The organism is Alistipes senegalensis JC50, from assembly GCF_025145645.1.
Classification (GTDB): Bacteria; Bacteroidota; Bacteroidia; order Bacteroidales; family Rikenellaceae; genus Alistipes; species Alistipes senegalensis.
Genome location: NZ_CP102252.1, coordinates 1,614,419 through 1,638,851, shown reverse-complemented (window position 1 = coordinate 1,638,851; position 24,433 = coordinate 1,614,419). Strand labels below are relative to the sequence as shown.

The following is a 24,433-nucleotide window of genomic DNA, read 5'->3' as shown; positions in this document are numbered from 1 at the left end:
GGGTGCGCAGGCAATGTTCCGTCGCTGCCCGTCCGGATCTGCGCCCGCCCGGCTAAAAGCCGGGTTTTAGGGTGCGAACGCGCTGTTTCGTCGCTAATGATCTGGGTTCTGCGCCCGCCCGGCTAAAAGCCGGGTTTTAGGCCGCGGAAGTAATGTTTCCTCGCTACCCATCCGGTTCTGCGCCTGCCGTCTGAGAGGCGTTTTTTGTACTTATCCCCTTCCACCAAATAGAAAAGAGGTCGGACACCTGCCGGTATCGGACCTCTCTGGTTAGGTTAGTTAGGTTAATGAGAGTGGGAGAATCCCACGTTTGTTACACAAAGGTAAATCGAAATTTACGAAAAACCAAATGTTTTGTAACATTTTTCTAAAACCTGACCTCCTTTTGTTTATAGTTTATAATTAAAATTTTTAAGATACCTCCGAATTCATAAGTTTTTGATTAAAGCGCCTCGCGCATTTCCACGGCCTCCGGAGCCTCCTGCAACGCCGGCTGTGGCTCGGATGTCAGCGACGAAATATGGCGGTGGCGGTACGTGGCGGGCGTCATCTGGTACTCCTTCTTGAAGAGTTTGATGAAATGCGAGGTGTTGGGGAAGGTGCATTCGTTGCCGATTTCCGAGATGGATTTCGACGTGGAGATGAGCAGCAGACGCGAGTGCATGAGCCGCTGGCGGATGTACCACTTGTGAGGCGGCATCTGGAAATGACGGCGGAATTCCTTCTTGAACGATGTCAGCGAACGGTTGGTGAGCTTCGAGAGCTCTTCGATCGAGATGTCCTTGAAGATATGGTCGTAAATGATCTGCTCGAAGTTCTCCTTGGCGGAATCGACGTTGCTGAGCAGCTTGCTCTTGATGCAGCAATCCTCGTGCGAGGCGAGCAGGTAGATCAATTCGGTCATCTTGATGTTCTCGGCCGTCTCGTCGTGGCGGAAGTCCTCGTCGCGCAGATAGTTGTTGGTGTTGATGAAAAAGTTGCGCAGCGAGTTCCAGGCGGGCATGGCCACATGCGACCGGTTGCGGCAGTTTTCGCACGAATGTTCGTTCGAAATGTTCAGTCCGTAGGTGATGTTCAGGTGCATGAGGATGCGTTGCAGGTCGGCCGGCGTGTAATAAAAGAGCACCTGCTCGAACGGCTGGCCTCCTTCGGGGAAGTTCTCGATGTAGTGGTGTCCGATGCCCAGGTAAAACACGTCGCCGCGCGAAAGTGTCTGGCGCTTATCGCCGTCATAGATGTACTTCGTGCCGCGGAGGATGTACCCGATGGCATAACGCGAAAGGACTTGCGATTGGATTCCGTTGTGAAGCGTCTCTACGTACTTCACGATCATCGGCTGTTGTACCGATGAAGTCAATGAATTCTTCATACTAATTGTAATTTAAGTTTTTCTGAACAAAGCGTTGCGTCACTCATGTTCGTTCTCAAATATACAATTAATACTTTTTAATCTACTATATAAAATAGCACATTTGGGCATTTATGCCCAAATAGGACGTTTTGTGCTATGTTCTAAACTAAATAGAATATTGCAAGACGGCTTCGGCTACGGCAGAGGCGAGCAATAGCAGGTAAAGAAGCAGGGCGACACCCCGGTGGATTCGTACGAACATGAAGGGTAATAGCACGGCTGACGGCAGGGCTGCGAAGGCCGCGGCGCCCGGGGTTGCGGCGGGTCCGCACAGCACGGCGGCGGTCAGGACGAGGACACTTATATTATATATAAGTATCGTCCGGGATTTGGTCCCGACGGCGTAGATGTCCGAGAGGAAAAAGAGCAGCGCCAACAGATCGAGGACGAAAATGCCGCCCAGCAGGACGAGGTTCCGGAGAGGTACTGCCGAGAGGAGCGCGAAGGGCTTTCCGGTGATGAACGGGTCGCCCAGGGCCATGAGCGGGGCCAGGAACTCTCCTCCGGCGCCCCAGTTGATGTAGCAGATCGTAAAGGCCGGGAGGAGCACTCCCGCGACGGCGACGACGGCTTCGCGCAGCGTGCGCCGGAAGAGCAGGACGGCCGGTGGCAGTATCAGCAGCAGCGGCAGTGCGGCGGTGCTGACGAACGGCAGCAGTCCGAGGTAGAGCGACGCCCGGAAGATGGCGTCGAAGCCGTATCCGTTGCAGAACGAACGGGCGAAATTCTTGACCGAGAGCGCCAGCAGGGCCGCGGCAGTGAACGCCGGCAGGTAGTCGCTCCCGACGGCGAGTCCGCAGACGATGGCGCCGTAGAGCGGGATGGCGAGGCAGGTGCCGACCGAATAGAGGTTGTAGCGAATGGTCATCCGGCCGGCGCACATGCCCGTGAAGAGGATCAGCAGGCCCGCGATCCAGCAGGCCCATACGGGATGCGACGCCTGGAATTGGAGCAGCGCAGCTTCGGGGGACACCGCGGTTGCGGGATGAATCGCCGCGGCGCCGTTCAGCAACGCCGGGTCGAGGCCGTATTCCGCCGCTCCCCGCATCGCGGCATAGGCGAGTGCGGCGAGAGTCAGAAAAGCCGGAACGAGCGGCTGCCGGGCGATGTCGAATTTCATAACGGGAATTTTCCTCGCTGCAAAATTAGCGAAAAAAGCCGGAATATTTTCTAACTTTGCTTCTATGTTGGAAAACCAGTATCAATACGAGCTCCGGGAGGCCGGGTGCGACGAGGCCGGGCGGGGGTGTCTGGCCGGGCCGGTGTTTGCGGCGGCGGTGATCCTTCCGCCGGATTTTCACGATCCGCTGCTCAACGATTCGAAGCAGATGACCGAGCGCAACCGCGACAAGCTGCGGGCGATCATCGAGCGCGAGGCTGTGGCATGGGCCGTCGAGGCGGTTTCAGCGGCCCGGATCGACGAGATCAACATTCTGAACGCCTCGTTCGAGGGGATGTCGCTGGCCGCGGCGCGGCTCGATCCCGGGCCGGAATTCCTGGCTATCGACGGCAACCGGTTCCGCACGCGGCTCGAAATCCCTTACCGTTGCATTGTCAAGGGCGACGGCAAATATGCCGACATCGCCGCCGCGTCGGTTCTTGCCAAGACCCACCGCGACGAGTATATGATGCGTCTGGCGGAGGAGTTTCCCCAATACGGCTGGATGAAAAACAAGGGCTACCCGACGCGCGAACACCGGCTGGCGATCCGCGAATACGGCCTTACGCCCCATCACCGGCTGACGTTCAACCACGAGATCGACCAGCTGGAATTCCCCTTCTGAAACGAAAAGAGCAGGCCCGAAGCCTGCTCTTTTTCAAATGAATTCCCCGGATCAGTATCCCAGCGACTTGGAGGCCGCATAGGATATTTTCAGGGCGTTGGCCCGGCGAAGCTCCTGCTTCACGTCGGTCACGATACCCATCTTCGTGGCCTGGTCGGCCTTCAGGCAGATGGTCATCGAGGCACGGTCGGCTTCGCTGAGCTTATCGCGCTCTGCGGCGACGAAGTCCAGAATATCCCGGGTCGATTTGTAGGAGTCGTTCAACTGGATGCGCGGCGCGGTACCGAACTTTGCCTGCATCGTCATCGACGGGGGGCCGATGTGAATGAAGCTGACGAGCGATTTCTTCTCGAGCTTCTGCACCTCGGTGGCCTCCGGAAGTTTGTATCTCACCAGCAGTTCCTGATCGCGCATGGTCGTCGAGACCATGAAGAAGAAGAGGATCATGAAGATCACGTCAGGAAGCGATGCGGTCGAGATAGGGGGCAGACCTTTGTTGCCCTTCTTTTTCATTACTGCCATGACTTACTTCTTTATGTTACGCGGTTCCGCCTCCGAGATTTTCAGAGGCACTGCCTTCGATATCACATTGCGCTGCTCCTCGGGAAGGTCCGAGAATTTGGCGCCGAATTTACGCTGTGCCACTTCGTCACGCACCTCGTTGAAAGCGCGCGTGAGTTCGTTCTGCACCATGATATAGGACTGATAGCCCGTATCGCGGGTCGTTTGCAGCGAAACGACGCCTTCGCTCACGGGATAGACCCATTTGCTGCCGTCGGGGAGATCGATGTCCCTGTTCACCTTTTCGGGAAGGTTCTCGTCGTCCATCGGGTTTACGATGAACTCCTTGGTCCTCTCCGTCAGCTGATGCAGATCGATCGGTTCCTGCTTGCCCGAAGCTCCTGCCATGATGTCGCCCCTGCCGTTGATGAACACCAGGAAGAGGTTGCGTTCCTTGACCTTGATGTCCTCCTGTTTCTGATCCTCAGGGGGCATCGGCGGGAGCATACGCACCAGACCCGTGTCCGTGTTCATGGTAGTGGCGACCAGGAAGAAAATGAGCAGCAGGAAGGCGATGTCGGCCATCGAACCGGCATTGATCTCCTGTACTTTTCTTTTATCTACTGCCATTATCTTTCCTCAATTATTTGAAAGCGCCCCAGATCTCGGTCGCTACGGCCGTCACGAAAGCGGCGACGAATGCGACGTAGGTAACGAGGATGCTCGTTTCGGTGATTACGGTTTCAGTGTGGCCGAAGAACCCGTTGTTCTGGAGATCGACGATGTTCACCGTGTGGCCTGCCGAGATGAAATACGACACGCCCACGATTACGATGATCAACCCCAGCGACAGGATGGTTCCCTTGATGCCTGCCGGGTTCTGGATCATTCCGAAGACGGCGCAGAAGATAGCTGCCGCAACCGCGAACACGAGGAGGAAATAACCCCACATCAGGTTCACGCTGATCGCAGCCTCCGAGCCGCCGGTGGCGATCGCGTAGACCAGAAGGACCACGGTGATTGCCATCAGAACACCCAGCAATACGTTCAATATCTTTTTCATAATTGCTTTTGACTTTTTAATCTTATCCGCGGTGGATTATTTCTTGTTGTAAGCCGTCAGGATATCCATCAGCGTGATGGACGAATCCTCCATATCGTTCACGAGCGAGTCGATCTTCGAAACGATATAGTTGTAGAACAGCTGAAGAATAACCGCAGCGATAAGACCCATGAGGGTCGTCAGAAGGGCGACCTTGATACCGCCTGCAACGAGCGTCGGGCTGATATCGCCGGCAGCCTGGATGGCGTCGAACGCCGCGATCATACCGACGACGGTACCCATAAATCCGAGCATCGGGCTGAGGGCGATGAACAGGCCGATCCACGACAGACCCGATTCCATCTGGCCGGTCTGGACCGAACCGTAGGAAACGACAGCCTTCTCAACAGCGTCCAGACCCTGGTCGTAGCGGTCCAGACCCTGATAGTAGATCGAGGCGATCGGGCCGCGGGTGTTACGGCAAACCTCCTTGGCAGCCTCGACGCCGCCGTTCTGGAGAGCCTCTTCGACCTTGGCGATGAGTTTCTTCGAGTTGATCGTCGAGAGCGACAGGTAGAGGATACGCTCGATGGCTACGGCCAGACCGATCACCAAGCAGAGGAGCACCGGAAGCATCCACTCCCAGCCGCCTTCGAGGAACTTCTGCATCATGACGTGGTGCAGGCTGTCGCCGGCCATCTGGGTTTCGGCGACAACCGTTTCGGTTGCGACAGCAGCATCCTGTGCGAACGCACTAACGGTACCCAGTACGGACAGGGCAGCCGACGGAATCAAAAAAAGTTTTTTCATAGTTGTGTTAGATAAAATAAATTTGATTAGTTGAATTTTTATTTTGTTGAGTTTTGGTTTCTTCCCCTCGCGGCCGTTCCGCGATTCGGTCGGTTCTTACTGTTGCTTATTTTTTTGTAAAAAATTCATTTTTTTTGTCTTTTACGACTCCTGCGGGGGTCTTTCGTAATTCGGAACGCCTCCTGCGGACCGTTTCCGCACGTGCGACCGAATCCCGGACAATTCATCCCGAATTCGCTCAATCGTTTGCAGTTCAATCGTTTGCCTCGCTTTCTGCCTCCGCTGCCGCTGGTGTTTCGTTGCGGAAGGGATACATTAGCAGTGCGAAATATAGAAAAAAAAATCGTTTCGTGCAACGTCTCACGCCGTAAATTCTCCGCGCAGGGGTTTGCGGAGCATTGCGCGCGTTTCGTCGTCGGAGAGTCCCAGCCCGAGCACGTACATCAATTTGGTGACGGCGGCTTCGGTGGTCATGTCGTAGCCGCACAGGACCCCGGTTTTCTGGAGTTTCAGTCCGGTTTCGTAGAGCTCCATCGAAACCCGGCCGCCGCCGCACTGCGTGATGTTGAGGATGATGATCCCGCGATCGACGGCCTCCTGCACGATGCGGATGAACCATTCGGAGGTGGGGGCGTTGCCTGCGCCGTAGGTTTCGAGCACCACGGCCCGCAGTCCGGGGGCCGAGAGCATGGCCCGCAGCATCTCCCCGCCCATTCCCGGGAAGAGTTTGATGAGCTCGATGCCTCCGGAGAGCTTCGTGGCGATGCGCAGCTCCTGCGAAAACTCCGCGGGGCGCAGGATCGCCGGCCGGTTGTAGGCGATGTTGACCCCGACTTCGGCCAGCGGCGGGTAGTTGTACGACCGGAAGGCGCTCAGGGCCTCGGCGCTGCGCTTGGTGGTGCGGTTGGCGCGGAAGAGCCGGTTCTGGAAATAGAGCGACACTTCGGGAACCACGGGCCGGCCGTCGAGATGCGCTCCGGCGATTTCGATGGCCGTGATGAGGTTCTCGCGCCCGTCGGTGCGCAGCACGCCGATCGGGATCTGGCTCCCGGTGAAAACCACCGGTTTGCTGAGGTTTTCGAGCATGAAACTCAGCGCCGAGGCCGTGTAGGACATGGTGTCGGTGCCGTGCAGCACCACGAAACCGTCGTAACGGGCGTAGTTGTCGCGGATGAGTTCGGCCAGGGCGATCCAGTGGGCCGGTTCGACGTTCGACGAGTCGATCACGGGCGACACGGTGTGCACGTCGATGTCTACGTTGAGGCGTTTCAGCGAGGGAAATTCGTCGTAAATGGCGCTGAAATCGAAGGGCACCAGCGCCCCGGTGACGGCGTCGGTCTTCATGCCGATGGTTCCGCCCGTGTAGATAATCAGGATGGATGAACGCATATAGGGTCAGATTCCTTTGAAGATTCGTTTTGCATTTTCGGCCGTCGCGGCAGCCACTTCCGCGGGCGTCAGCCCCTTGATTTCGGCGACTTTTTCGCACACGTAGCGCACGTAGGCCGATTCGTTGCGCTCGCCCCGGTGGGGTGCGGGCGTCAGGTAGGGGCAGTCGGTCTCGAGGACGATCTCCCGCAGCTCCATGTCGCGCACGACCTCGGCCAGCCGGCTTTTTTTGAAGGTCACCACGCCCCCGATTCCGAAGACGAAATCGCCCAGCTCCCGGAGTTCCCGGCAGGTTTCGATGCCGTCCGAATAGGCGTGGAAGACGCCCCGAAGCCCCTGGCCGCGGAATTCGCGTACGAGGGCGACGGTTTCAGGCCATGCATCGCGCGTATGCACGGCGATCGGCAGTCCGTATTGCAGGGCCAGTTCGATCTGACGGCGGAAGGCTTCGATCTGCTCCTCGCGGAAATCGCGGCTCCAATAGAAATCCAGCCCGATTTCGCCCACGGCGCAGAAGGCCGGAATGCCCTCGGGCGGGGTTTGCAGGTATTGTTCGACCGACGCCAGCTCCTCGCGCCAGCGGGGGTTGTCGTTGACCGACGTGGGGTGCAGTCCCATCATCGGGACGCAGCGTTCCGGATGGCGGCGGCAGAGTTCGAAGAGCCTCCCGTGGCTTTCGGAGTCGATGGCCGGCAGCAACAGCGTTTCGACGCCTTCGGCCGCGGCGCGTGCCAGAGCCTCTTCGCGGTCGGGGTCGAACGCCTCGTCGTAGAGATGCGAATGGGTGTCGATCAGTTTCATAGCTTCATGTATCGGTTTCCGGGCAGCTGCCGCACGGCGCCGGCCAGCTCCAGTCCTACGAGCAGCGTCGCCAGTTCGCCGGGGTTCAGCCCGCTGAGTTCTCCGAGGGCCTCGACCGAAAGCGGATCGTCGGTGCGGAAACACCCCAGCAGTCCGGCTTCGTCGGGTGTGAGTTCCGGGGTTGCGGGCTTCGGACGCAGCCGGGAGGGGTTTTCGCCGAGGTCCCACATCAGTTCGCGCACCACGTCGTCGGCCGTCAGCACCAACTGCGCCTTGCGGTTGCGGATCAGGTGGTTCGTGCCGGACGACGCCCGGTCGGTGATGCGTCCCGGCACGGCCATCACCGTGCGGTCGTAAGCGTCGGCGCAGTGGGCCGTGAAGAGCGAACCGCCCGAGTCCGGCGATTCGACGACGATACATCCGGCGCTCAGCCCCGCGATGATGCGGTTGCGGGCGAGGTAGAAGTTGCCGTTCTGCTTCGACTGCGAATGGAGTTCCGTGACCAACGCTCCTCCGTGGGCGAGGATGTCGCGCGCCACGTCCGTATGCTGTGCGGGCGTTACGCCGGGCAGCGGATTGGCCAGCACCGCGACGGTCGGCACGCCTGCCGCGAGGGCCGCCCGGTGCGCCGCAACGTCGATGCCGAAAGCGAGTCCGCTCACGATGCAAAGCCCCGGAACCCGTTCCGCCAGCCCTTCGACAATCCGGTTGCAGGCCGTTTGCCCGTAGGGCGTCGCTTCGCGCGTCCCCACGACCGAAACGCATCGCGCCGAGAGGGCCTCGACGCTGCCCCGGACGTAGATCACGTGGGGATAGTCGGGGATTTCGCGCAGCAGCGGCGGGTATTCCGGGTCGGTCGAGGCGATGGCCGCAATGCCGTTGCGGCGGCAGTAGGCGAGCTCCTTTTCAGCCGCGGAAAAGCCCTTCCGGCGGACGATCTGCTGCACCAGATCGGGCCGCAGTTCCGCTTTGCCGGTCAGTTCGTCGGCGGTGGCTGCGAAGACGCTCCGCGCATCGCCGAACTGCTCCAGCAGATGCACGGCGCCTTTCGGACCGATGCCCGGAGTCATTTGAAGGGCAATATCCTCGATGGTCATGGACGCGAATGGAATGACGTTTTTTTCGATGGGTAAAAGTAACGAATTTTGGGAAATAACGAGAATTTATCCGGGAAATAACGCAAAGTTGGGCGGAAGTTTTGCAGAAATTAGAAATGTTTGTATATTTGCACTCCCGATGCGTCCGGAATTGGGCGTTAGCGTTTTCCGAGCCGGATTTCGAGATTGGCCGAGGAAGGGGGCATATGCGGGAAATAATGGTCTGATGGCCGAGTGGCTAGGCAAAGGTCTGCAAAACCTTGTACAGCGGTTCGAATCCGCTTCAGACCTCACTAAAACCGCGTTGCAGATTGCTGCAACGCGGTTTTGGTTTTGTTTTGTCATACATTTGTCATGCAAGAGGCGTTTAACAAGGAAGAGGTATTAATTTCCGAGGGAAAGTCGTATTTTATTAAAATCATGTTCCTTTTAGATGGGAGATGCATACTTCATGGTTAAGATCGATCCACAATATCTTAAAATAATTCAATTCTCTAATCCCTATCAATCGCTTTGTTCCATCAAGACGTAGTGAAAATACTTCGTCAATATCATCCATTTTTAGTTCAGACAATCGTTGTTGTGCATCTGGGCTAAGGTCTTCTTTTTTAATATAATGGTGTTTTGAACGTCCTAATTTTCCTGTCTTCTCGCGTTCTATTTCTTCCCATGTACAGGTTTCAAAACATTTTAATTTTGGGAATATTTCGTTAAGGAAAAAATTGCGTATAATGTTGTTAGATAGATGCTTTAATGTGGTAAAATCAATGTGTTGATCTCTGCAGGTAATTAATTTAGAAAAAAAAGTATTATGTGATGCTAATTCTTTTCCTGCAAGATGATCAAGGATAGTATATAAATCATTATGGGATTTATCTAATAAATCCTGAACAAGTTCGGTTGACCACTGAAATTTTATCGTATCAAAGCATGAAATTCCCCATTTACAATTGATATCGAAACAATTTAATTGCCATGATGGTTTGAACCGTTTGTAGTTGGTTCCTTCTCTTGCAATAGGTTTTTTTTCAAAAGATGGGGATGACTTTACAACTGGAGTTCTTGGTGGCATCTTTTTATAATGAACTATAATATTCCGCCATTGATTCAAGGCTTATTACGTTCGATCCTCTATCTGTAGGAGTTAGACCAACTCTAGCTTTTATCCAAGGGTCTTCACTATGTGTCAAATCAACTAACCATTGGGTCGGCTTGTTCCCATAAAAATCTAAAACACTTTTAATAGTCTCAATTTGGTTAGTATTTAATATATTAGGATTTCCCAAAGCAAAAGTCTTTGTGTTGACAAGAAAGAGACCTTTATGGAAATTAAATATAGTTCGCACAACAGGACCGTTCGCCCAAGCTTCTATGGGGGAATCAAATAATGGTTTATCATCCCATACAAGAGACCACGCTTGACAATAGTATAATAATTTATGTAGCTTCATAGATGAGCATGGGCCGATATGTTCTAATATATATGTGGCTACATCGAATACATTAGCTGGACGAGTGGAAATCTCTATTTCTGTTTCTGTGTCTTGTTTTAATTTTAGCGATTCATTTATTGATGTGGTATTTGTGTCTTTGTTTGTGGAAACACAATCATTTAACTCTCCAGAAAAGCTAGTTACAGTTTCTTGAGGTTTGAAATCGCCATTTTGGATGTTATTTTGATTGTCTGTCATTACATTACGGTTTTAAGAAGTTTTCACTGATAAAATCGTTTGCATACGTATTTTTCTTGTCAAGCAAAATTTCTTCAGAGCAAATGTCGATTAATGTTTCGATATTCGATACTTGATAATGGAAATTACAATCAAATCGACATAATTCATCATGTTGAGAAATAGTAAGAGTTAATACACAATCTTTTAGATTGAATGTTCTAGTTATCGAATTAACGATATTGTCTCCAAAATTCATATGTAACCCTGTTTTTTCTAGATCAACTTCCTCGATAGGGCAGTCTAGAAGTATGTTTAAGCCGAAAGAAGAAATAGGTGTTTGTGATAATAATCGACAAATCTCTATTGCTTTGTTCTGGATTAAATTGAATGTTGTTGTTGATGCTTTTACCGTGCTAAATATCAATCTTTCTCCTATAGTATTAATACTAATATCTAGTGCGTTAATTTTTGCAGAGGCATCTAAGTTAAGGGGAATATCTATTCGCATAGGTATATCTTGTCCCCAAGATAGTTTTGTCAACCACTCTTGAGTGAAAATATATTTATTCCAATGCCCAATAATTATGATTGGTGCAAAATCTTGTTTTAGAGTCAATGCCATAATCACTGTAATTTTATAGATTAACAAATATAATCATTATTATTCTTTTGATCACATTTATCCTTTTATTTTTGGAGTGCAAAGATACAACCATAAAAGGTTTGTCGTTATAAAAATACAAACATTTCTAAATAAATAGAAAAAACAATGATTAATTCTTATCTTTGCTCCTGCGAACATCATAGATATAACCACTACGTTTCTATACGCTCTTGGGCAGTATGGCACTTAACCATTTGCGCAGAACCGTTGGGGCTTTCGTCCGTGAACGGTACTCCCAGAGCTTGAAATATAGTGATGTGTGATGTTCGCAGCTGCGCATTTTTTGTTTTTATGCGAACATCACACATCGTCCGCGTTCCGACGCAGACACGCCGCAAGGCCAGCCGCAGGCGGTTTCCGCCGTGCAACCTCCCGATTCGTTTCCGTTTCCATTCGCCCGATTAGCAACTGGTTGCTGACCAAGTCGTTATTCTCTTTGTCGTGCGATGCCGCACGATAAGGATAGCCCTCATTATGTCCAATTTTCAACAATCGATCACATGGAAACGAATCAAAACTCCGTGCAGGAACAGCCTGCCGAACGACTTTACGATCCCGCCGAAGCCGCGCAGATCGTCCGCATCCTCACCGACGGTTATTTCAAGCCCGAATATATCCTGCTGTTCGGGAAACTGGCCGGCGGCACGCCGCACAGCGATGCCGCGGCCTACGACCTGCTCGTCGTGGTGCGCGATACGCCGGAATACGACTGGATTCAGGCCAAACGCATTCTGCGTTGCAAAATGCCGCCCCGCCTGCGAAAGATCGCCTACATCAATCTCTACATCCTGCCGTTGAACTGCGTCGAATCGAACCGGACGCCGTTCCTCTATTTCGCCCACAGCGAGGGCGAACTGCTCTATTGCAGCGACCACTGCCGTTTCCGCCGCCCGAAGCGTCCGATCGACTTTGCAAAGGCGTATGCGGACGCGCGGTTCCATTTCGACACGTTCCGTACGCTTGGCGGCGACCTGCTCGAGCAGGCGCAGAACGCCCTGGTCGAGGGCCGCAACGTGCGTCTGGCGGCGCAGTTCACGGCGCAGGCCGCGGTCTATTTCTACCACACGCTCTACTGGGTCTATCACGGGCAGGAGTTCGACATCCACGATCCGGTGGTGATGCACGACCGGATGCGGACGCTTTCGACCAAACTGATGCTCGTGTTCGACGACAACCATATCGAAAACATCTTCACGCTGCCGCGGCTGAAGGAGGTATTGATGAAAACGCCCTACAGCGCCGAATTCCGTATGGCTCCGCAGGAAATGGAGATGCACATGGACCGCGTTCAGCAGGCGGCCGGAATAATCGAAAACTGCTGCGAACTGAGGATGGAGCTTTATAAAGAGCTGAGCGAACGGCCGTAAGCCGGGGGAGGGTGTCGCCTAACCGTCCCTGCGCATGGTCAACGAAATGCGGTTGCGGACGGTGTCGATGCCCGTCACCCGCACTTCGACGTGCTGTCCCAGGTGCACCACGTCGGCCGGGGAGGCGACGTAGCGGTCGGCCAGCTGCGAGATGTGGACCAGTCCGTCCTGCTTGACGCCGATGTCCACGAAAGCCCCGAACGCCGTGATGTTCGTCACGATGCCCGGCAGCTGCATCCCCGGGCGCAGGTCGTCGATCGTGTGCACGTTGGGATCGAACGCGAAGACCTGCAACTGCTCCCGCGGGTCGAGGCCCTGCTTGTCGAGCGCTTCGAGGATGTCCGTCACGGTCGGCAGCCCCACGTCGCCGTCCACGTATCGTTCGGGCCGTATGGATTTGCGCAGGGCCTTGTCCGCGAGCAACTGCTCCACGGTGACGCCCGCATCGGCGGCCATGCGCCCGGCGATGTGGTATGATTCGGGGTGTACGGCGCTGTTGTCCAGCGGATTCGTTCCGCCCACGACCCGCAGGAATCCGGCTGCCTGTTCGAAAGCCCTGGCTCCCAGCCGCGGCACTTTGAGCAGCTCTCGGCGGCTTTTGAAATCCCCGTTCGCGGCGCGGTAGGCCACGATGTTCTCCGCCAGCGCCGGGCCGAGTCCCGAAATGTAGGTCAGAATGTGTTTCGAAGCGGTGTTGATGTTCACGCCGACGCGGTTGACGCAACTCTCCACGACCGTGACGAGCCGGGATTTCAGTTTTCCCTGATCGACGCTGTGCTGATACTGTCCGACGCCGATCGACTTGGGGTCGATCTTGACCAGCTCCGAAAGGGGGTCGATCAGGCGGCGTCCGATGCTCACGGCCCCGCGCACCGTCACGTCGTGGTCGGGAAACTCCTCGCGGGCCGCGGCCGATGCCGAGTAGACCGACGCGCCGTCCTCGCTCACCATGAAGATCTCGACGCCTGCAAGCCCCAGTCCGCGGACCAGTTGTTCGGTTTCGCGGCCCGCCGTGCCGTCCCCGACGGCGAACGCCTCGGTTTTGTACTTCGCGGCCAGCGTTTTCAGGGTTTCGGCGGCCTCGGCATAGCGGTTCTGCGGCGCATGGGGATAGACGGTCGTGTTGTGAAGCAGGCCGCCCTGCGAATCGAGCACCACGACCTTGCACCCCGTGCGGAACCCGGGGTCGAGGGCGATCACGCGCTTCTGTCCCAGCGGCGGCGAAAGCAGCAGTTGCCGCAGGTTTTCGGCGAAGACCCGGATGGCTTCGTCGTCGGCCTTTTCCTTGGCCGCCGCCAGCTGTTCGGTTTCGATCGAGGGGCGTATGAGGCGTTTGAACGAATCCACGGCTGCTGCCTCCATCCACGTGCGCGTCGCCGAGCCGGGGCGGATGAACTGGCGGCAAAGCCCCTCGATGCAGCGGTCGGCGTCGATGTCGATCGTGATCTTCAGCACGCCTTCGTCGGCTCCGCGGCGCATGGCCAGAAACCGGTGCGACGAGATGCTGCGCAGCGGCGTCGCGGCGTCGAAATAGTCGGAATATTTGGCTCCTTCGGCCTCCTTGCCCTTCACGACCTTCGTGTGCACGATGCCCTCGCGGGCGAAGGTGCGGCGCAGGCCGTTGCGGGCCTGTTCGTTCTCCGAGATGCGTTCGGCGATGATGTCGCACGCCCCGGCGAGGGCGTCTTCGGGGGTCGGCACCTCGGCCGAGACGTAACGCCGGGCCTGCTGTGCCGTGTCGCGGGCCCGCTGTGCCATGACGAGGTCGGCGAGCGGTTCCAGCCCCCGTTCGCGGGCCACGGTGGCGCGGGTGCGGCGTTTGGGCTTGTAGGGCAGGTAGAGGTCCTCCAGCTCCACCGGGTCCCAGCACTCCTCGATGCGCCGGCGGAGCTCCGGAGTCAGTTTCCCCTGCTCTTCGATGGTCGTGAGTATGGTTTGGCGGCGGGATTCGAGTTCGGTGAGGCGTTCCAGCTGCTCCTTGACGGCGCCCACCTGCACTTCGTTGAGCGAGCCGGTCGCCTCCTTGCGGTAGCGGCTGATGAAGGGGATCGTCGCACCGTCGCGCAGCAGGCGCACGGTGCCCTGCACCTGCGGCAGGGCGATTCGGAGTCGTCGGGAGATGATTTGTTCGATCATGTTCGGAAGTCTTTGGATGCAAAGATAGTGCAAGCCGAGAGCAAACGCAAGCTTGCTTGCATTTTGCCGAGGCGCCGCCTGTCTAAGGCGCAGCCAAAGTAGTGCAAGCCGGGAGCAAACGCAAGTTTGCCTGTATTTTGCCGGGCGCAGCTTGTCCGGGCACTGCCGGAGAGATGAAAAACCGGGATTTCCACGGCGGAAATCCCGGTTTCGGCAGAACGGATGTCGGGGTCAGTCCCTCGAAAATTTGATGCCGAGCTCGTAGAGCAGGTAGATCGGCAGGAAGACGACCATCAGCGTGAACGGATCGCCCGAGGGGGTGATGAGCGCCGACAGCACCAGCAGGATGACCACGGCGTGCTTGCGGTATTGCCGGAAGAAGGACTTGGTCACCAGCCCCATTTTCGAGAGCAGCCACGCCAGCAGCGGCAGTTCGAAGACGATCCCCATGACGAATATCAGCATCAGGAAATTCCCCATGTAGGAGGTCAGCGAGATCTGGTTGACGATCGACGTGCTCAGCTGGTACTCCGTGAGGAAGCGGAACGTGAACGGGAACACGAGCATGTAGCCCACGGCGCACCCGAGGAAGAACATGAACGTGCCTCCGATGAATGCCAGTCCGACGCTCCGGCGCTCTTCGCGGAACAGCGCCGGCTGCACGAACCGCCAGATCTCGAAGATCAGGTAGGGGAACATCAGCACCAGCGCGAACCAGAACGACGTGCTGATGTGGGTCAGGAACTGCGACGCGACGTTGATGTTGATGATCTCCACGGAGTAGTTGTCGTTGCTGAAATCCGGGAGCAGCGGGTTGTTCGAGCCGCTGATCTGCGACAGCCACCGGTAGAGCGGAAAGTCCGAGGTGGTCGGTGCCAGCACGAAGTGGTCGAACAGATAGGGCATGGCGCAAAAACAAACTATCACGAATACGAGCAGCACGGCCACCACGCGGATCAGGCTCCAGCGGAGGTCTTCCAGGTGCGCCCAGAACGTCATTTGTTTTTCTTCCATGACAGCCGCGGTTTATTTCCCGTAAGAGGCTTCGACGAAGGGCGCTTCGAGCAGGTAGTCGATGCACTCGCGGACGCTGCGGACGATGTCGTCGTAGCTCGATCCCTCGATCTCGACGATGATGTTCTCGACGCCGGCGGTCTCCGCGTTGGCGAAGATGGCGTCGAATCCCACCATCCCGCTTTGGCCGATCTCACGGCGGTCCTTGATGTGCAGCAGCTTGAACCGCCCCGGGTACTTCTTGAAATAGTCCACCGGGCTGGCCTTTCCCATCACGGCCCAGTAGACATCCATTTCGAACAGCACCTTGTCGGGATCGGTGTTCTCGATCATGTAGTCGAGCATCACCCGGTCCTCGATCTTCTCGAATTCGCGCGAGTGGTTGTGGTAGCCGAATTTCAGTCCGGCGGCCTTGCAGCGGGCGCCGACTTCGTTGAAATAGCGGCAGTAGGTCGCCAGCTCTTCGAGCGTCGAGACCTTCCGCATCGACGGGACGACGATGTATTCCGCACCGGCGGCCTTGTGCGCCGCGATGCACTCATCCCACCATGCGAGGGCCTTCGAGAAGTCGCCTGCGGCCAGCTCCTCGTCCGAAAGATTGATCGTGCAGTGCGTGGAGAGCACCTTCATGCCGGCCTCCTCCACGTCCTTGCGGAACTGTTCGGGGGTCTGTCCGTAGATTTTGCCATCCTTGTAGCTGGCCGCCTCCACCGAGGTGTAGCCCATGTCGGCGAGCTGTTTCAGCACGGGTTTGTAGTCCTCCTGATTGTTGCCGAAGGCTCCGATCAGGCTCCGCACGGAGTAGAGCTGGATGCCGACCTCCTTTTTCGGCGCCTTCTCCGCCCCGGCGGAGCATCCGCCGAGGAGCACCGCCAGGGTGAGAAGTGCGCAAACCGTTGTCAGAAAACGGGTCTTCACGGTCGCGGGAGATTAGTCGAGGATCTTGATGCGGATGTTGCGGAACCAAACGTCGTCGCCGTGGTCCTGGAGACCGATGTAGCCTTCGTGGTTCTCGCCGCCGCAGTTGTTGAGCAGTTCGAACGCCAGCGGCCACTTCTTCGGGCTGAACTTGCTGTTCTCCAGCATCTCGGTCCACTGGGGCGTCCAGAGGTGGTACTCCACGACGTTCTGGTCGTTCTGTCCGTGTACGACCGTGCCTTTGTAAACCATGATCTTGGCCTTGTTCCACTCGCCGAAGGGCTTCTGGTTCTGCGGAACGGCCGGGATCATGTCGTAGAGCGATGCCGACTGGCGGTTGCCGTCAACGCCCAGTTTGGCGTCGGGGTGGTTCGCATTGTCGAGCACCTGGTACTCGGGGCACGAGATGTAGATCGGCTCGTATTTGGTCTTGCCGTCCTTCTGGGTTGTAACCTCCTGGGCCAGGTAGAAGATGCCCGAGTTGCCGCCCTTCGAAACCTTCCACTCCATCTCCAGTTCGAAGTTCTTGAACTTCTTGGCGAAGATCAGGTCGCCGCCCTCGCCCGTCTGGGCTTCGCCGCCGCCCGAGCCGTTGAACTTGATGGCGCCGTCGTCGATCGTCCAGCGCGAAGGAACGTTCTCCTTGCCGTAGCCGCGCCAGCCGTTGAGCGTCTTGCCGTCGAAGATCACGTAGTAGCCGTCCTTGTCCTGCGGGAACGACGCGAGGTCCACCTGCGCGTTGTCCACGACGGTGTATTCGGGAACTGCGGGCGTTTCGCTTTCCGCCTTGGCCGAAGCGTCGCCGGCCGTCTTCGCTTTGCCGCCGGGGCCTCCGCACGATACGAGTGACGCGGTCAGCGCCACGCAAGCCGAGAATAAAAGAGTCTTTTTCATATTCTTTCTGTTTTTTTAGGTTTTACGAATTTGTTCAGCGCGGCATGTCGGGCAGTTTCCAACCGTCGCGGTAGGTGTGTTTGATGAGTTCCTGCGCGAACTGCTGCGCGTTGACCGGATCGGTCCAGGTCTTGTCGAAGGTCGGGTGTCCGTCCTTGATGTGGAAACCGTCCTTGATGACCGTCTTGATCATGGCATCGTCGGGAATGTTCGTGAAACGCATGTTTTCACCGTCCCATTCGAGCTCCCGGTTGAGGCTTTGCAGACGCACGGCCAGTACGCCCATGACGACCATCTCGTTGAACGGTCCGGCCTCGCTGAAGTCCGAGGCGCTCGGCGTGCGGTATTCGGGGTCCTCCTTGCAGGCGCGCACCCAGTCCATCTGGTGCGATTCGGTGATCTCGCGCAGCACCTTCGGAGCCTCGGGCACGCGGCCCGAAACCAGGTAGGGGTCCTTGCCGTAGCATCCGCAGATCAGCGTATCCTTCGTGCCGTAGAAGATCGCGCCGCCGCCGCTCATGTTCAGGTCCTTGCCTGCGGGCAGCCCTTCGGGACGCTCCGGCATCAGACCGCCGTCGTACCAGTGCACTTCGACCTCCGGCATGGCCACCTTCGGCATGTTGTCGCGGGCCGGGAAGACGAACTTCACCCGCTGCGCCATGGGGGCGGATTCGTTCAGAAGCAGCGTCGAGCTGCCCTGAACCTTGGTCGGGGAGCCCAGCTTCAGGGCCTTGAACACCGGATGCAGGATGTGGCAGGCCATGTCGCCCAGGGCGCCGGTGCCGAAGTCCCACCATCCGCGGAAGTTCCACGGCGTATAGATCGAGTTGTAGGGCCGGTAGGGGGCCGGACCGATGAAGGCGTCCCAGTTCATCGTCTTCGGAATGCGCTCGTCGTTCTCGGGACGGGCCAGTCCCTGCGGCCAGATCGGACGGTCGGTGAAGGTCTCCACCTTGCGCACCTCGCCGATCTCGCCGTTCCAGATCCATTCGCAGACCTTGCGGACGCCCTCGCCCGAAGCTCCCTGGTTGCCCATCTGGGTGGCTACCTTGTGCTTGTCGGCCAGTTTGGTCAGCAGGCGCGATTCGTAGACGGTGTGGGTCAGCGGCTTTTCGACGTAGACGTGCTTGCCGGCCGTGATGGCGTCGGCGGCGATGATGGCGTGCGTGTGGTCGGCCGTGGCGACCATTACGGCGTCGGCCGATTTGAGCAGTTCGTCGTACATCTTGCGGTAGTCGTTGTACTTCTTGGCTGCCGGGTAGCGCTTGAACACGTGGTCGGCGTATTTCCAGTCCACGTCGCACAGGCCGATGATGTTCTGGCTTTCGAGCCCTTTCAGCACCGAGGCGCCGCGGCCTCCGATACCCACGCCCAGGATGTTGAGCTTGTCGCTGGGGGCGGTGTGGCCGAATTTTTTACCTAACACCGTGCTGGGCACGACCGCCAGACCGAGTGCGGCGGCAGCTCCTGTTTTCAGGAACTTTCTTCTCGACATTTCGTTTGACATCGTTTCAGAGATTTTAAGGTTGGATTAGTGATTGGTCTTGTCTTTGGGGTCCGGGTCGGGATTTTCGATATCCTTTTCGATATTGTTCATCCCCTCCTTGAAGCTCCGGACGCCCTTTCCGATTCCCTTCATGAGCTCGGGGATCTTTTTACCGCCGAAAAGCAGCAGGACGATGAGCGCGATGACGATGATCTCGCCGGCACCCAGGTTGCCGAAAAATAGTGGATTGTTCATGGTCGATAGTTTTTTAGAGGTTTAATCAGATCTTGTCGTTTGTCGTTCAGGCATGTTTGCGGAGCAGGCCGTATCCGTTTTTCATCGTGCGGCGGCGTTCGTGGATCTGCCGGAGCGTCTCCAGCTCGCCGATGGCCGGCAGGTCGTGTTTGCGGGCGTCCTGCAGGAACCGCCAGGCGTATTCCGAAGCCTTCGCCGCATCGCGGAACGTGGGGAGCGACGCGCTGCGGCGGCCCGTTTCGATCGACTCGGCGAAGAGTTTGCACAGCACGTCGATGTTTTTGCCGCCGTAGGGCTGTATGAGCCGGTGGGTTTGCGTCACGCCGTGGAGTTCGACGATCGCGGTCTTGAAGTCGTGGGTCATGCGGGCGATGCCCTTCGTGCCGATGATGTCTATGTAGGAGTTGTGCGTCTGGTCCTTGGCCAGCTGTCCGTAGACGTGCCCCTGGGTGATGTCGAACACCACGCCGTTCTCGAACGTGCCGTGGCATTGGAGCCACCACGGCTCCTTGTAGTTCCACATCCGCACGGCCTGGGCGTTCCAGGTCTTGAACTCCGAACCGGCATACCAGCGCGCGATGTCCACGTAGTGCATGCCGCAGTCGTGGAATGCCGGGCCTTCGAACTCGTGCCCTTCGCCGGGGGCCAGTCCCGGGGTCATGTGGCAGACCCGGATGATGGCCAGTTCGCCGATCTCGCCCTGGGCGATGAAATCCTTGATCGTATTGTGATACCAGGAGTTGCGCAGATAGAGGTTGACCGTGGAGAAGAGCGGCGTGTTTTCGGCCAGTTCCACGGCTTTCCATTCGTTTTCGACGTTGTCGGAAATGGGTTTTTCGGCAATGACGTGTTTTCCGCTGGCGAAAGCCTTTTCGATCTGCGATTTCCGCGAGTCGGCCAGGGCGAACAGTCCCACGGCCTGTATGGTGGGGTCGTCGAAGATTTCCTGTTCGTCGGCGATCACTTTCGCCTCCGGGGCGAGTTCCCGGGCCCGGGCGCGCGATTCGGGCGATATGTCGCAGATGCTGGCGACCTCCCATTTTTCGCTCTTCCGGAGTTCTTCGAGGAAAAATCCTCCCATTCGGCCGAGGCCGATCAAACCGATTCTGATGGGGTTCATTTGTAGTTTGGTAAAGGTTGATTAACTCGGCAGAATCCCCCGAATCCCGAGATCGGCGGTCTGCTTTACAAAAATAGCCTTTATAAATATCGGTTCGGAAAACTATACCTGAAAATGTAGTGCCTGTTTTTGTTTATATTACTATTTTTCAGCCGGTTGATATTCCGGAAGGGCCGAAAAAATGTAGTGATTCTGTAACTTTTCACGCGTCGTTTCTGTGTATGCCTCCGATTTTCATGACCTTTTTTTCGAAATCCTCCCGCGAGGCGGCGGCCCGGTTTCTCATCCGGGTCCGGTAATTATAGACCGTGCTCAGCGAACAGCGCAGAAACGATGCGATCCTTACGCTGTCGGTGATGCCCAACCGGATCAGGGCGTAGATGCGCAGCTCCTTGTTCAGCAGATCCCCGGATTTCGGCGTGATCCGCTCGCTCTCGACCAGCAGTTCGTTGAACTCCTCGATGAAGGTCGGGTAGAGGTTCAGGAAGATTTCGTCGAAATTCCGGAAAAGCTCCTCCTGCTCGTTTTCGAGCATGGAGGTCGATTTCAGCCGGCGGTAGAGTTCGTCGGGCTGCCGCTCCTGCGCCAGTTTTTTCAGCGACTTGCGGTAGTTGTCCATCTTGTCGATGTACATCGAGCAGAGGTCGAAGAAGCGGGCGATGTACTGCACCTTGACGGCGTTGGCGTCGGAGAGCTGTTCGTTGATCTCGTTCAGCTCGATGTTGAGCCGGGCGAGTTCGGCATTGGTCCCCGAGAGCTCTTTCCGCACCCGCGAGAGCTTCCTCACCTGCTTGTAGACGAATACGAACAGCAGGATGAGCACCGCCGAAAGGACGCTGATCAGGATCAGATAGTGTTGCAGTTTGACCTTGGTTTTGGCCTCTTTGTCCTGGTGCGAGGCGATGATGATCGAGGCGAGTTCCGTCATCCGCACGATCCGGAACTGCATGTTGCTGCAAAGGGCGTCTTCGAGGGCCGACTGGGTGTATTTGTAGGCCCTCGAATAATCCTTGTGATCGAAGTAGACTTTCGCCAGGGAGAGTATCGCGTCGTTCTCCTTCGTGGCGTTCTGAATGTCGGCGATCGCCGAGAGGGTGTAATATTTTTTCGCCAGCCAGTCGTCGCCGTTCGCCCGGTAGTGGCTGCCCAGGGAGTTGGCGATCATGGCATAATCGGGGGTTCCGGGCGGTATCTGCGTGAGTTGGTTCAGCAGCCGTTGTTCGGCCTGCTCCCTGGTTTCGGACGTATTGGCCGGGATTCCGAGATGCCGCCGGAGCGAATCCCGGTAAACCGCCCGGTTGTTCGTCGGCCGGCTGGAGCCGGAGAAGACCCCGTAGCAGTCGTAGAAGAAGATGTAGGTCCGGTAATAGAGTTCGAGAAAGCCGGGAGGCAGCTCCCTGCGGATCGAGTCGAGCAGCTGCCGGGCCTCGATGCAGGCGCCGCGGGAGGAGTAGAATCGCGCGAGCCGGATTGCGGCGGAGGCGCAGCGCTCCCGGTCGCCGAGCCGGCGGGCGAGTTCCAGATTGCGTTCTCCGTAGCGGATGGCGGAGTCGAGCCGGTATTTGTAGAAAACTTCGCTGAGACTGTCGTTGATCGCGTACTCCTGCTCTGGGGTCAGTCTGGTCATACACAGCATCCGCCGGAATCCGTCGATGCGCTCCTCCTTCTTTTCGTCGAAAAGCCGCTTGTTCCTGATCATATAGTCCAATTCTCCTTCGAGCGTGGCGGTGTCGTTCCGGCCGCAGGCGGTCAGCACGGCCATGCCGGACAACAGCAGGCTTCGGAGCAGGAATATGGGCTTCCGCAGTTTCATGGACCCGTCACTTGGCTTTCAGGATGAATACTGCGCTGTCGTATATCTTCGACAGATGGGGATTGATGCCGGCGTTCATGAGCAGTTCTCCGCTGAGGGTCTTTCCGTCGAACCAGAAGCGGGGTTTATCGACGTTCAGCTCCCGCACGGTGTATCCCGTCTTGGGGTCGAGTCCGTCGAGGCGGAATTTCGGGATCAGCGAACGCCCCTGGTAACGCAGGCTGTAAGCGAACAGCACGGCCTGCCGCTTGTCCTTGGCGACGTACAGCACGCCGTAGCATCCGTTCTCGTCGTAGGGCGTGCCGATGCGGTAGAGGTCGCCTTGCATCACGATGTCGCGGTACTCCTTGTAGCTGGCGATGGCGCGGCGCGCGAACTCCTTCTCGGCGTCGGTCATCTGCTTGGGCTGGAGCTCCATGCCGAGGCGTCCGGCGCAGGCCATGTCGAAGCGGAACTTGATCGGCGTGACGTTGCCCGTCTGGTGGTTGGGCACGGCCGAGACGTGCGAACCCATCGCCACGGCCGGATAGAAGAGGCTCGTGCCGTACTGGATGCGGGCCCTCGACAACGCTTCGGTGTTGTCGCTGGTCCAGAACTCGTCGAAATACCGCAGCGCCCCGTACTCCACGCGGCCGCCGCCCGAAGCGCAGGCTTGGATCAGCACGTCGGGATACTTGGCGCGGATGCGCTCCATCACCTTATAGAATCCCTGCGCGTAGTCGATCCAGAAGTGCGACTGTTCGTCGGCGGGGAGGTAGGCCGAACCCACGTTGTTGGCGTTGCGGTTGGCGTCCCACTTGATGTAGTCGATCTTGTCCGAGAGCTTCATCGTGTTGTCGAACGTCTCGAAGACGAAGTCCTGCACGGCGGGGTTCGAGAGGTCCAGCAGCCATTGTCTGCGGGTTTCGGGCGCTTCGCGCTTCGGCGGGCGCACGATCCAGTCGGGATGCCTCTCGGCCAGTTCGCTCTTGGGGTTGACCATTTCGGGTTCGATCCAGATGCCGAATTTCAGCCCCTTGCGGTGTGCGTACGAGGCGATGTCGTCGATGCCTGCCGGGAGTTTCTTCCGGTTGACCTGCCAGTCGCCCAGTCCGGCGTTGGCGGCGTTGCGCGGATATTTGTTGCCGAACCATCCGTCGTCGAGCACGAACATTTCGAGCCCCATCGAGGCCGCGTCGTCGATCATCTGTTTCAGCACCTTGGCGTCGAAGTCGAAATAGGCCCCTTCCCAGCTGTTGAGCAGCGTCGGGACCACCCGTTCGGCGTGGTAGACGCCGTAGTTGCGCCCCCAGTCGTGGAGGTTGCGCGAGGCGCCTCCTGCGCCGCGCAGCGAGTGGGTGTAGATCATCTCCGGCGTGGTGAACGATTCGCCCGGGCGCAGCCGGTATTCCGAGCCGTTGGGGTTGGCCCCGGCCAGCACGGTCAGCACGTCGTATTCGTCCACCTCGAAGTTGAGCCGGAAATTCCCGCTCCACGCCAGCGCCCCGGCGATGACCTCGCCGCAGTTCTCGCTGAACGATCCGCTGCCCAGCGTGAGCATGAAGGCGGGATTTTCGGTGTGGGTGGTGCGCACCTCGCGCATCGACTCGATGCTTTTCGACCCGTGGGTCAGCAGCGTGTGATCGACCTGCGCTTCGCGCGCCCAGGCGCCGTAGAGGTGCGTCAGCAGGTATTTGTCGGATTTCAGCGTCACGGCCGAGGAATAGAAGCTGTGGAGCGTGACGGGACCCTCCTCGCGGTTGCGGATCACCGTGTGCGTGGTGATGACGTTCTCCCGGGCGTAGGCCGTGAAGACCAGTTCGACATCCAGCGCCTGACAGCAGTCGGTCATCTTCACGACCGTCTCGGTGACGTTGGGATCGGCCAGCTGCCGTGACGAGTGCGACACGTAGCGCAAATCGGTGTTCATATCCCCGTCGGCGTGGGTGATGCGCAGGGCCGGTTCGCGGAAATTCCGCCCGCCCATCGCGGGGCAGGCCAGGTCGTCGGTTCCGTGGTCGGCACGGCGGGAGCTCTTGTAGTCGGCCAGCGGAGAGGGGTCGTCGATGCGGCTTCCGAAGTGGCGGAAATGAACCTCTCCGTCCGGACGGGCGGCGAGCACGATCGATACGTCGTCGGTGCGGATGTCGATGAGCTGCTGCGGGGCAGCGGCGGACACCGCGCCTGCGGTCAGCGCGGCGGAGAGGATGGTTAGCAGTCGTTTCATCATGGGTTGGGGTCTATAAATGTCGTTACGACTCCAAAGTTACAAAAATATG

Annotated in this window: 23 protein-coding genes and 1 tRNA gene; 3 read left to right on the top strand and 21 right to left on the bottom strand. The window is 57.3% G+C overall.

Annotated elements, in window-relative coordinates; translation table 11 throughout:
- Positions 1-442: 442 nt before the first annotated feature.
- Together NQ519_RS06515 and NQ519_RS06510 are read right to left on the bottom strand one after the other, a co-directional pair.
- Entirely contained in the window at positions 443-1,369 is a 927-nt protein-coding gene (locus NQ519_RS06515; protein ID WP_026076770.1) for an AraC family transcriptional regulator, read from the bottom strand.
- Positions 1,370-1,517: 148 nt separating this feature from the next.
- Positions 1,518-2,531, bottom strand: coding sequence for a hypothetical protein (locus NQ519_RS06510; protein ID WP_019151972.1), 1,014 nt, complete (start codon positions 2,529-2,531; stop codon positions 1,518-1,520).
- Between the two features lie 64 nt (positions 2,532-2,595).
- Here NQ519_RS06510 and NQ519_RS06505 point away from each other — a divergent pair, with 64 nt between their 5' ends.
- Entirely contained in the window at positions 2,596-3,195 is a 600-nt protein-coding gene (locus NQ519_RS06505; protein WP_019151973.1) for a ribonuclease HII, read from the top strand.
- Positions 3,196-3,246: 51 nt separating this feature from the next.
- Here NQ519_RS06505 and NQ519_RS06500 read toward each other — a convergent pair whose 3' ends face one another.
- The 7 genes from NQ519_RS06500 to dprA form a co-directional block, all read right to left on the bottom strand.
- On the bottom strand, positions 3,247-3,717 hold the full coding sequence (locus tag NQ519_RS06500; protein ID WP_026076771.1) for an ExbD/TolR family protein: 471 nt from the start codon (positions 3,715-3,717) through the stop codon (positions 3,247-3,249).
- A gap of 3 nt (positions 3,718-3,720) precedes the next feature.
- The gene (locus NQ519_RS06495) at positions 3,721-4,326 is read right to left on the bottom strand and encodes an ExbD/TolR family protein (RefSeq protein ID WP_019151975.1); all 606 of its coding nucleotides are present in this window, start codon (positions 4,324-4,326) and stop codon (positions 3,721-3,723) included.
- Positions 4,327-4,339: 13 nt separating this feature from the next.
- Complete coding sequence (locus NQ519_RS06490) at positions 4,340-4,759, bottom strand: hypothetical protein (protein WP_026076772.1); 420 nt, start codon at positions 4,757-4,759, stop codon at positions 4,340-4,342.
- A gap of 36 nt (positions 4,760-4,795) precedes the next feature.
- A complete protein-coding gene (locus NQ519_RS06485) occupies positions 4,796-5,548 on the bottom strand; it encodes a MotA/TolQ/ExbB proton channel family protein (protein ID WP_129650998.1) in 753 nt (250 codons plus the stop codon).
- Positions 5,549-5,908: 360 nt separating this feature from the next.
- Positions 5,909-6,937, bottom strand: coding sequence for an asparaginase (locus tag NQ519_RS06480; RefSeq protein WP_019151979.1), 1,029 nt, complete (start codon positions 6,935-6,937; stop codon positions 5,909-5,911).
- A gap of 6 nt (positions 6,938-6,943) precedes the next feature.
- Positions 6,944-7,738 carry a TatD family hydrolase gene (locus tag NQ519_RS06475; protein ID WP_019151980.1) on the bottom strand — a complete coding sequence of 265 codons (795 nt, stop codon included), beginning with the start codon at positions 7,736-7,738 and terminating at the stop codon, positions 6,944-6,946.
- A complete protein-coding gene (dprA, locus tag NQ519_RS06470) occupies positions 7,735-8,835 on the bottom strand; it encodes a DNA-processing protein DprA (RefSeq protein WP_019151981.1) in 1,101 nt (366 codons plus the stop codon). The genes NQ519_RS06475 and dprA overlap by 4 nt, the downstream gene beginning before the upstream one ends.
- A gap of 220 nt (positions 8,836-9,055) precedes the next feature.
- Between dprA and NQ519_RS06465 the strand changes: the two genes are divergently transcribed.
- Positions 9,056-9,126: transfer RNA gene (locus NQ519_RS06465), tRNA-Cys, on the top strand.
- Between the two features lie 127 nt (positions 9,127-9,253).
- Here NQ519_RS06465 and NQ519_RS06460 read toward each other — a convergent pair.
- From NQ519_RS06460 to NQ519_RS06450, 3 genes are read right to left on the bottom strand one after another with little or no spacing between them, the layout of a single operon-like run.
- Entirely contained in the window at positions 9,254-9,907 is a 654-nt protein-coding gene (locus NQ519_RS06460; protein ID WP_147513241.1) for a hypothetical protein, read from the bottom strand.
- A 4-nt stretch (positions 9,908-9,911) separates the two neighbouring features.
- Complete coding sequence (locus NQ519_RS06455) at positions 9,912-10,526, bottom strand: Panacea domain-containing protein (RefSeq protein ID WP_227901003.1); 615 nt, start codon at positions 10,524-10,526, stop codon at positions 9,912-9,914.
- A gap of 4 nt (positions 10,527-10,530) precedes the next feature.
- Complete coding sequence (locus tag NQ519_RS06450; RefSeq protein ID WP_147513242.1) at positions 10,531-11,130, bottom strand: hypothetical protein; 600 nt, start codon at positions 11,128-11,130, stop codon at positions 10,531-10,533.
- Positions 11,131-11,672: 542 nt separating this feature from the next.
- Here NQ519_RS06450 and NQ519_RS06445 point away from each other — a divergent pair.
- Positions 11,673-12,539 (top strand): nucleotidyltransferase domain-containing protein, encoded by an 867-nt coding sequence (locus tag NQ519_RS06445; protein ID WP_019151983.1) that lies wholly within the window; start codon positions 11,673-11,675, stop codon positions 12,537-12,539.
- A gap of 18 nt (positions 12,540-12,557) precedes the next feature.
- Here the strand turns inward: NQ519_RS06445 and NQ519_RS06440 are convergent, their stop codons facing one another.
- The 9 genes from NQ519_RS06440 to NQ519_RS06400 all read right to left on the bottom strand — a co-directional run bounded on the left by NQ519_RS06440 (position 12,558) and on the right by NQ519_RS06400 (position 24,384).
- The gene (locus NQ519_RS06440) at positions 12,558-14,675 is read right to left on the bottom strand and encodes a Tex family protein (RefSeq protein WP_019151984.1); all 2,118 of its coding nucleotides are present in this window, start codon (positions 14,673-14,675) and stop codon (positions 12,558-12,560) included.
- A gap of 231 nt (positions 14,676-14,906) precedes the next feature.
- Positions 14,907-15,689: a twin-arginine translocase subunit TatC gene (gene tatC, locus NQ519_RS06435; RefSeq protein WP_019151985.1), complete on the bottom strand. Its 783-nt coding sequence runs from the start codon at positions 15,687-15,689 to the stop codon at positions 14,907-14,909.
- Positions 15,690-15,701: 12 nt separating this feature from the next.
- Positions 15,702-16,607 carry a sugar phosphate isomerase/epimerase family protein gene (locus NQ519_RS06430; protein WP_026076773.1) on the bottom strand — a complete coding sequence of 302 codons (906 nt, stop codon included), beginning with the start codon at positions 16,605-16,607 and terminating at the stop codon, positions 15,702-15,704.
- 12 nt (positions 16,608-16,619) lie between these two features.
- The gene (locus tag NQ519_RS06425; protein ID WP_019151987.1) at positions 16,620-17,501 is read right to left on the bottom strand and encodes a 3-keto-disaccharide hydrolase; all 882 of its coding nucleotides are present in this window, start codon (positions 17,499-17,501) and stop codon (positions 16,620-16,622) included.
- 34 nt (positions 17,502-17,535) lie between these two features.
- Positions 17,536-19,008, bottom strand: a complete 1,473-nt coding sequence (locus tag NQ519_RS06420) for a Gfo/Idh/MocA family protein (protein WP_026076774.1) — start codon at positions 19,006-19,008, stop codon at positions 17,536-17,538.
- Between the two features lie 24 nt (positions 19,009-19,032).
- Complete coding sequence (locus NQ519_RS06415; RefSeq protein WP_019151989.1) at positions 19,033-19,242, bottom strand: Sec-independent protein translocase subunit TatA/TatB; 210 nt, start codon at positions 19,240-19,242, stop codon at positions 19,033-19,035.
- A gap of 46 nt (positions 19,243-19,288) precedes the next feature.
- Positions 19,289-20,362 (bottom strand): Gfo/Idh/MocA family protein, encoded by a 1,074-nt coding sequence (locus NQ519_RS06410; protein WP_019151990.1) that lies wholly within the window; start codon positions 20,360-20,362, stop codon positions 19,289-19,291.
- A 202-nt stretch (positions 20,363-20,564) separates the two neighbouring features.
- Positions 20,565-22,175, bottom strand: coding sequence for a DUF6377 domain-containing protein (locus tag NQ519_RS06405; RefSeq protein WP_019151991.1), 1,611 nt, complete (start codon positions 22,173-22,175; stop codon positions 20,565-20,567).
- 7 nt (positions 22,176-22,182) lie between these two features.
- Complete coding sequence (locus NQ519_RS06400; protein ID WP_019151992.1) at positions 22,183-24,384, bottom strand: alpha-galactosidase; 2,202 nt, start codon at positions 24,382-24,384, stop codon at positions 22,183-22,185.
- Between the last annotated feature and the right edge of the window lie 49 nt (positions 24,385-24,433).